This is a genomic window from Vibrio sp. (assembly GCF_984391705.1).
This window is the reverse complement of the sequence record NZ_CFHWOM010000036.1, coordinates 36,857-42,229: the sequence shown is the minus strand read 5'-3', so window position 1 is coordinate 42,229 and position 5,373 is coordinate 36,857. Positions and strand designations below refer to the sequence as shown.

Below are 5,373 nucleotides of genomic sequence, written 5' to 3'. Positions count from 1 at the left end.
ATCCAACCTTTGTCCCTGCTGCTTATCCACCGCTTCTAGTGATTGTATTTTTTGTTCGTTTTGGACGATAAATCGATTTTGCTCGCCGTCCATTTTGTCGCTAGTATCAAGTCTTGTGCCTTGATCGCGGATTTGTGATTGCAACTGACCTGTACTACTCAATACGTCAGAACCAAGCTGATTTAACTGCTGCTTTGTCTTGATGATCAGCTCCTCATACAAATTCAGCCTTAGTGTCTGATCGGCTTGAACTTTCTGTACATCTTGAAGAGTGGTTTGCACTGCGTCATCGGCATGTGAAACAAATGAGGCACTCCCCAAAACAAGCGCCGCTGCTGCAATTTTTTTATTTTTCATGTAATCACCATCGCTTAATTAGAATAATAGCTCTATTTTCACAATTAGATTAGGCGGGATATGCAACAGCGAAAAATGGAATAAACGACTGGAAGACATGAAATAATTTCATACCATTTAAATTTAATATACATACGCAAGTCACAAATAAATTTTACATACGAAAAAGGCCGGCATATGCCGGCCAGTTAAACGTTCTAAAACGTATTATTTGCTGCGAATCACGATCACTTCATTCTGTTCAAGATTAAAGGTTGCGCTACCGTTCGCTACCACGACTTGGTCGCCCCCAATCACATTGTCATAAGTGCCGTTCGCCAAACCAAGGTTGATCGCGTTGACAGAAGTATTGCCACCGATGTTCATCGCCACGACAACAACATCGTCACCCGCGTTACGTTCATACACTAAGACCTCATTGCTGACCCAACGTTCGATGTAACTGCCCTGCTGAATTGCGTAGCTCTCTTTACGCAACTTGCTGAGCTTTTTGATGATTTGGAACGCGGGAGTTGTCGTATCAAAACTTGGCATCATCTCGCGGTTATACGGATCGTTGCCTACTTGACCAAAGCCATTCGTCGTAAAGTTCGCTGCATAATGCTCTGTGCCGTAATAGATACAAGGAATACCGCGAGATGTCATGATCAGTGCCAAGCCGAGCTCTAAACGATCTTGGGCAAATGGAATGCTCTGACGACCGCCCCACTTATCTTTGCCGGGACCAAAATTGGTCGCATCTGAACGAAGAACCGTCGATAGACGCGGCGCATCGTGGTTATCTAAAAAGACCACCTGCCAATCGCTTGAGGTAAATTCTTGGTCACGCAACTTCATGTAATTATTGATGGCGTACATGCCCGTTCCATGATGGCCAATCAACGCATCTTCGATGATGTTTCTTAAACCAAAATCAAGCAGTGCCGAACCTGAGGTATTGGCAAAATCGACAGACAAGCCATTGATACCCGTCGCGCCAGCGCCCGCATCCATCCATTCACCAAAGAAGTAGAAACCCGGTTTGCCCTTTGATTTCGCGTAGCTGTACAGCTCTGATGTCCAACGCTGGATAAATGACTTATCCATGTGTTTAATCGCGTCAATGCGAATGGCATCAACACCTAGATCGATCCAAAACTTAGCGCCCTCTGCAAGATATTGATAAGTTTTTTCATTGCTTTGGTCGAAATCAGAAAGGTTAAATAGATTGTGGTTTCGTACCTGGTAGTAGTCGTCCCAATTAGTCACGCCACCATTGTGGTGATACCAATTTTCTGTATCGCTGTTAAAGTCGGTTTGGAAAACGCCATTTTTGTACAGCGCGCCATATTCGTTTTCATCGTTCGGATTTGAGTGGTTTGGTGCGTAGTCTAAGACTAGCTTCATTCCGTACTCGTCCATTTTGGTACTCAGCGCACGAAACTCTTCAATGGTTCCTAAGTGTTCATCAACTTGGAAAAAGTCTCTTCCCCAGTATCCGTGGTAGCCTGCAGAACCATCTTTGTTAAGCTGATCTACGTTGTTGACTGGTGGCGTAATCCAGATAGCAGTAATGCCCATCTCTTTTAGGTAATCTAACTTGCCTAGTAATCCTTTGATGTCACCACCAAAGTATTTTTTGAAATCTGACTTATCAGCAGAATACGTGCTGGCGTTGTTGCCAGTGTTGTTTGATGAGTCACCATCGGCAAAGCGGTCCAAAAAGACGAAGTACATGGTTTCGTCACGCATGTCGAAGCCCAGCTTCTCATGGACAACGACCGTGTTGGTATCGTCATAGAAGTTGATTTCGTAAGACTTGTTCGGATCAACCACGTAGTTGCTGAGTGGGTAGTTCTCCGACCAATCGCCGAACCTATCCACTTTAAAGCTTGGTGGGTTGGTACCATCACCAGTGTTAAATTTCTTAGTAATCTGCCAGTGGTTGGCCCCAACTTTCACCATAGCTTCCGCTTGCCAATCATTGGCCGTTCCACGGAAATACGCTTGGTTCCAATCTGCCATGGCAGGCAGTGAGGCAAGCAATGTCGACAGCAGCACGAGCTTGTGTTTCATTTTTATTTTCCTACTTCACGTTATTGTTATCCCTGAATTCAGGGCGCAAGAGTCCTTTCCGCAGAGCGAAATGACTGTTTTCATTTTTAAAAAAGCCACCTTGGTTAAGGTGGCTGTCTCTTATAGGGTTAGGTTTTGTTCGGCTTCACCATCAAAAATATGACAGAAACCTGAGTCGAAGTTGAAACGAATAGATTTACCAATGTCCGATGTGGTGATCTCTTGATTGTTAACGCGCGAGACAATTTCATTCTCACCCAGTTTAAAGTAGAGGTATCGTTCATTGCCTAGGTTTTCAACCACCGTTAGCTCCCCAGCATGGACGTTAATGGACTCATCATCTTGAGCTAACGAAATATGCTCAGGGCGAATACCTAGCCAAACGGGCTTGTCGATATGGTTGACTAGTTTTTGCTGCTTTTCTTTGGGGATGATGATTCTGGCTTCTGGCGCAAGCTCCACGTACACATCTTCACCAATTTGGCGTAGCGTGGTTTTCACCAAATTCATCGCAGGAGAGCCAATAAACCCTGCCACAAACTTATTAGCTGGATAGTTGTATAAGTTCGCTGGCGTATCCACCTGCATGATCTCACCTTTGTTTAACACGCAGATTCGGTCACCGAGAGTCAGTGCCTCAGTTTGATCGTGTGTTACGTAGATCATGGTCGCAGGGTTGCCCTCTTCCTTGAGCGATTGATGCAACTGAGCGATCTTCACTCTCATCGAGACTCGCAGCTTCGCGTCTAGGTTGGACAACGGTTCATCAAACAGAAACACGTCTGGCTTACGTACGATGGCGCGTCCTACGGCGACACGCTGCCTTTGTCCACCAGACATCTCTTTTGGCTTACGATATAGAAGATCGGTAATTTCTAGCTTTTCAGCCGCTTCCTCTACGCGTTGTTTGATTTCTTCTTTTGGTCGCTTTTGCATCTTTAGACCAAACGCCATGTTATCAAACACCGTCTTGTGCGGGTAAAGCGCGTAGTTTTGGAACACCATGGCGATGCCGCGATCTTTCGGTGGCAGATCATTGACGACTCGGCCGCCAATTTTAATTTCTCCCCCCGTGATCGCCTCTAAGCCTGCAATCATTCGCAATGTGGTTGACTTGGCGCAGCCCGATGGTCCAACAAAGACCATAAATTCGCCTTCGTGAATGTCGAGATCGACGCCGTGTACGGCTTTAAAGCCATTGTCATATTCTTTTTCTACTTTACGTAGGCTTACTGTTGCCATCTCATACTCCGAATATGGACTTTCAACTGGTTAAAACTGTTTGGTTAACCGAACTAAAATCGCTCGGCTAATCAAACAGCACTCCAAAATAACGAAGTGCTATTTAAATCACTGACAAGCTTTCACTAGTGCACGGACTGGTTTTTTATCTTCGCCGATTTCAATAGACCATAAGTAGTTACCGTCTTCTGGCAGCTTAACGACCGTGTTCTTGGCAAACCCGCCGCGCTTAAGCACTTTCTCATACCCAACCTGCATTTCCATTCCGGCAGCGGTAAATTGTGGTGTCCAGCTCATGGTTGCAAACTGTAGGCTAACATTGCCCGCTTTTTCAGCGCTCACGACCTGATAAATGCCATTGCCTTTGTAAGACATTTGGCGATTTTCCGTGTGTAGCCATTGGCCATCTGGGAAAGTGCCAACCACAAACAGTGAAGGTCGAATTGGACCGCGTTCTTCAACGCTGGCCAAGTTACAATCAGCAAAAGGGCCTGTCGCCAGCGTCGCTTGTGAACTTGCATCATCAGATGTAGATGCACAGCCCATCAGCGCGCTTGAGAGTAATGCCGTAACCAGTAGCGTACGTTTCATGTTTCAATTCCTTGTTATTATGATGAGTTAATTCGTTCAAAGATTTATGCTGCTAGCGTCCAAACAAGCGCGCAAGCCAGCCTTTTGTCTCGGTCGGTTTGTTTTTGTTTTCTTTGGTGAGTTTGTTTAGTACCGCGAGATTTTTGTAATACTCGCGGGCATTCTTAGCGGGATAGCCAAAGATATCGCTGTTGGCCGGAAAGGAGTGACTAACACCCGATTTTGCTTTCACAACTGAGTTCTTGCCTATGGTCAGATGGCCTGCTGTACCTGCTTGACCGTGAACGATAACGTGATCTTCTAATACGGTGTGCCCAGCAAATCCCGTTTGCGATACCAGCAGACAGTGCTGACCAATCTTGCAGTCGTGACCGATTTGCACCAAGTTATCGATCTTAGTACCGCGACCAATCACGGTGTCACCCAAGGTGCCTCTGTCGATTGTGTTGTTACAACCGATCTCAACATCATCTTCGATAATCACCCGCCCCACACTTTCCACGCGTTCATAACGTGTGCGCGTGCCGGCCATATATTCGAAACTGTAGTTACCAATCGAGTTGTTTGAATCAATCGTGACATTGTCACCGATAATCGTCCCCTCTTTGATCACCGTGTTGGCATGAATGGCAACGTTATTGCCAATCGTTACGCCATTCATGATTTTGACACCGGGCATAAAATGGCAGCCTTCGCCAATCTGACAATGCTTACCAATGTACACACCTTCAATGTCTGACGTATTGCCTTGATCAAACAGTTGGTACTTGTGTACTTTGTAAAAGCGCATCACCTGATTGATACGCTCAGCACTGAGTTTATCAATGACGATTTTGACTTTAGCGTTTGATTGGAGAACCGATTTGGGGCCAATAATGACGTCCGCTAAAGTTTCAGAAAGCCCTTTGAAATCAGATTTTGAGAAGACAATAGCAAGACCACCTTTTACATCGCTCTTTACAGGGCGAATCTGAGAGATTTCAAGTGTCTCGTCACCGACGACTTCCCCACCCAATAGTTGGGCAATTTCTGAAACTTTAATCATTACAGGTTATCCATTATTGTTTGAAGGATTTAGAATCGGTAAAGAGCTTGAACAAACAGAGTATTTTGCTCAACCACTTTCTC

Annotated in this window: 5 protein-coding genes; all 5 read right to left on the bottom strand. The window is 45.4% G+C overall.

All coding sequences use genetic code 11. The features are described from left to right. Nucleotides 1-357 (bottom strand): hypothetical protein (locus AC4MRV_RS15880; RefSeq protein ID WP_491188298.1); only part of this gene is annotated, 357 nt, incomplete at its 3' end. Nucleotides 358-564: 207 nt separating this feature from the next. Beyond that, complete coding sequence (locus tag AC4MRV_RS15875) at nt 565-2,412, bottom strand: alpha-amylase family glycosyl hydrolase (protein ID WP_491188297.1); 1,848 nt, start codon at nt 2,410-2,412, stop codon at nt 565-567. Between the two features lie 120 nt (nt 2,413-2,532). Further along, the gene (locus AC4MRV_RS15870) at nt 2,533-3,654 is read right to left on the bottom strand and encodes an ABC transporter ATP-binding protein (protein WP_491188296.1); all 1,122 of its coding nucleotides are present in this window, start codon (nt 3,652-3,654) and stop codon (nt 2,533-2,535) included. 108 nt (nt 3,655-3,762) lie between these two features. Next, nucleotides 3,763-4,245 (bottom strand): glycosidase, encoded by a 483-nt coding sequence (locus tag AC4MRV_RS15865; protein WP_269977789.1) that lies wholly within the window; start codon nt 4,243-4,245, stop codon nt 3,763-3,765. A gap of 52 nt (nt 4,246-4,297) precedes the next feature. After that, nucleotides 4,298-5,290, bottom strand: coding sequence for a UDP-3-O-(3-hydroxymyristoyl)glucosamine N-acyltransferase (lpxD, locus tag AC4MRV_RS15860; RefSeq protein WP_491188295.1), 993 nt, complete (start codon nt 5,288-5,290; stop codon nt 4,298-4,300). Nucleotides 5,291-5,373 lie beyond the last annotated feature (83 nt).

Bases quoted from the DNA above. Each gene is read 5' to 3' on its own strand.
- AC4MRV_RS15870 (WP_491188296.1), bottom strand. From the start codon at position 3,654: ATGGCAACAGTAAGCCTACGTAAAGTAGAAAAAGAATATGACAATGGC.
- AC4MRV_RS15865 (WP_269977789.1), bottom strand. From the start codon at position 4,245: ATGAAACGTACGCTACTGGTTACGGCATTACTCTCAAGCGCGCTGATG.
- AC4MRV_RS15875 (WP_491188297.1), bottom strand. From the start codon at position 2,412: ATGAAACACAAGCTCGTGCTGCTGTCGACATTGCTTGCCTCACTGCCT.
- lpxD (WP_491188295.1), bottom strand. From the start codon at position 5,290: ATGATTAAAGTTTCAGAAATTGCCCAACTATTGGGTGGGGAAGTCGTC.